At 35.1% G+C, this 2,920-nt stretch carries 2 protein-coding genes; both read left to right on the top strand.

Annotated features, from left to right (window positions below; all coding sequences use genetic code 11):
- On the top strand, positions 1 to 496 hold a 496-nt coding region (locus tag F6K13_RS26485; RefSeq protein WP_287288920.1), incomplete at its 5' end, for a CBS domain-containing protein.
- A gap of 1,199 nt (positions 497 to 1,695) precedes the next feature.
- Complete coding sequence (locus F6K13_RS26480) at positions 1,696 to 2,493, top strand: SDR family oxidoreductase (protein WP_124147390.1); 798 nt, start codon at positions 1,696 to 1,698, stop codon at positions 2,491 to 2,493.
- Positions 2,494 to 2,920: the final 427 nt, after the last annotated feature.

Raw genomic sequence — 2,920 nt, 5'->3', positions numbered from 1 at the left:
TGAAGCTGAAATGATTAGAAGAGTATTTCGGCTCAATGACAAAAATTCTTTTGATATTATGACACCTCGAATAGCGACGACTTATCTCTATGCTAATGCAACTCTGAATGAGGTAAAGTCAGATATTATTTCTTCTCAACATAGTCGCATTATTGTAATTGGAGATTCTATAGATGATGTACTTGGTGTAGCGTTAAAAAATGAATTACTTAAAGGAATTATAGAAGGAAAAGATAGTAATAAAATTTATGATTTTATGCGAGATGTTAGATTTGTTCCTGATACATTGAGAGTCGATATATTGCTAAAAGAATTTCAGAAATATCGTCAACATTTGATGGTAGTTTTAGATGAATATGGAGGAATGTCGGGGGTGGTTACTCTGGAAGATGTTTTGGAAGAATTAACTGGTGAAATTGTGGATGAAACCGATCAAAGTGTTGACCTACAAATTTTGGCAAGGATGAGAGGAAAAAGAAAGTTAAAAGATGAGTAGATTTTGAAGAAGGTGGTAGGTGGTAAGTGGTAGGTTTTAGGTGGTAGCTTAATTAAGCGGAAAGAATAGACATATGCAAAAATCGAAAATAAAAGCAATTCTTATCTATAAATTGTCAATTGTTTATTCCTGTTCCCTGCTCCCTCTTTTGGAGGAGATGTCTATTAGACATCTGGTAAAAATCCAAAATCAAATCAATTCTCACACATAAATTATCAATTATTCCCCTCCTGGGAGGGGTTAGGGGTTGGGTTCCCTACTGCCTACTGCCTATGCGTGGAGGAGATGTCTATTTAATATTAGGACATCGGGTAATTATGATTATTCATGACGCGAGCAAGATGCTCGCACTAATTGTTAAACACCAACCTTGTGGTTGCTATAATTGCTGTAATACCAATTCATAAGCATTAATGCTGGCGTTGCTGAAGCGTGTGTATAATATTAATCTTTATTACTTAGGAGTCAACCCACCCCTCGCCCCTCCCCCTCCTGGGAGGGGGAGTTAGAACTTAGGAGGGAAGGAAGAAGAAGAAAGAACAGTAGAAGGAGAAAGTTTTTTGTTTGTTGGTGCACAACGCACGTTAACGCGAAGCGTTGCGTCAGCATCATCGCGTAAGCGGAACGGAGTTCTATAGCGCTCTTATCCGGACATGATATCATACCTCAAATCACCAACCCCGCATTAATGCTATATTTCCTTAAGACTTCAATTATTAAGTAATATCATGTCCGGTAGCATCGGTATTGTAAGCGCGAAGCTAAGGAAGAAGGAAGAGGGAAGAAGGCTATTGAGCAAGAAAAAAACCTAAATTTCCTGTAGATATTCACCCTTGGGTTTACACAAACGATACCAACGGACATGATATAATAAGTAAGCTTCAATAATGTTTTTAACAATTCTAGGCACTAAGTGAAGATATATTATTCCTAGAAACCCTAGGACCTACGGAGGTTGTATGTAACCTCCCTACCTACCCTCAATAAGATGTAGCAAGAATGCGCGAGAAATGGTATAAACTCTTTTTTTTAGTAAATTTTCCTTTTTTCTTATAGTTGCGTTACACTATTTTCTATATAGCAGTCGAAGGAAAGGTTAGGACATATCAAAAACTCAAAACTCAGACAATGGAAGTTTTTTCCTTCTTCTTTCTTCCTTCTGCTGTACATATCAAATTTTAATTATTCACAAAAAAACAATGCTACCAACAGTTTTAATTACTGGTGCTTCTCAAGGTTGTGGCAAAGCAACAGCACTTTTATTTGCTAGAAAAGGATATAATATTGTCTTAGCTGCTAGAACACTAGACAAATTAGCAGAAACAGCTAATGAAGTTAGAGCAAACGGTCGTTCTGCTTTGGCTATTCCTACTGATGTTACTGATGTTAAACAAGTGGAATATTTGGTGCATAAAGCTATAGATTTTTATGACAAAATCGATATATTAGTTAATAATGCTGGTGTTTGTTTGACTGGTGCAATGGAGCATACAACATTAGAAGATTTTCAACAATTAATGAATGTTAATTTTTTCGGTTATGTGAATACAATAAAAGCTTTATTACCCCATTTTTTGGAAAATCAATCTGGCACAATTGTTAATGTTGGTTCTTTTGGTGGGAAAATGCCTTTGCCAAATATGACTGCCTATTGTGCTAGTAAATATGCAGTTACTGGATTAACTGATACTTTACGTCTGGAATTACAGTCAAAAGGAATTAATGTTACTTCTGTACAACCAGGGGTTATTAATAGCGATTTTATGGAAAGAGCGCAGTTTCGTGGTGGGGATAATTCTGAAGTAGAAAGTAGTCGTCAACAAATGAATTCTGTTTTAACATCTAATTTTGTTAGTCAGCCAAAAGATATTGCTGAAGCTATCTGGAATGCTGTAAAAAATAACCAGTCTGAAGTAGTAGTAGGTCCGGCTGTTTTAGCAACAGAAACTTATCGATTATTCCCTGGTTTAGTTCAGTTTATGATTGGAAAAAGTTGAGGATAATTTATGATGAAGTAGTTTAGCGTTCGCTAATAAATTGTTAGGTCGAAATTGAATAATATAGTTTTTGCTGGCAGTAGAGCAAACGGCAGTTTATCCTACAATATTTACTCTTATAGCAGAAGGAAGAAGAAAGAACCGAAGTTTAAAAAATCTTACTTTGTCTAAGTTTTAAACTTTTTATTTGTCCGAACCTTTCCTTTGACTGCTATATTACTAAATGCTGAATTATACCAATGCTACTGGATTTGATATTATAGCAGTATTTTCTTTAGCGTTTGATAATAAATTTGACTAAAAGCTCACTACCAAATACTATAAACAAGTATTAGATTACATTGCCCTTAATTATGGCAATAATATTTTACTAGAAGAAATGGGAAGAACTAAGATTGACTTTTGCTGCCATATCTTCTAGTAAAAT

This window comes from Okeania sp. SIO2B9 (assembly GCF_010672505.1).
GTDB classification, from domain to species: Bacteria; Cyanobacteriota; Cyanobacteriia; order Cyanobacteriales; family Microcoleaceae; genus Okeania; species Okeania hirsuta.
This window is presented reverse-complemented; position numbering and strand designations above follow the sequence as displayed.

Bases quoted from the DNA above. Each gene is read 5' to 3' on its own strand.
- F6K13_RS26480 (WP_124147390.1), top strand. From the start codon at position 1,696: ATGCTACCAACAGTTTTAATTACTGGTGCTTCTCAAGGTTGTGGCAAA.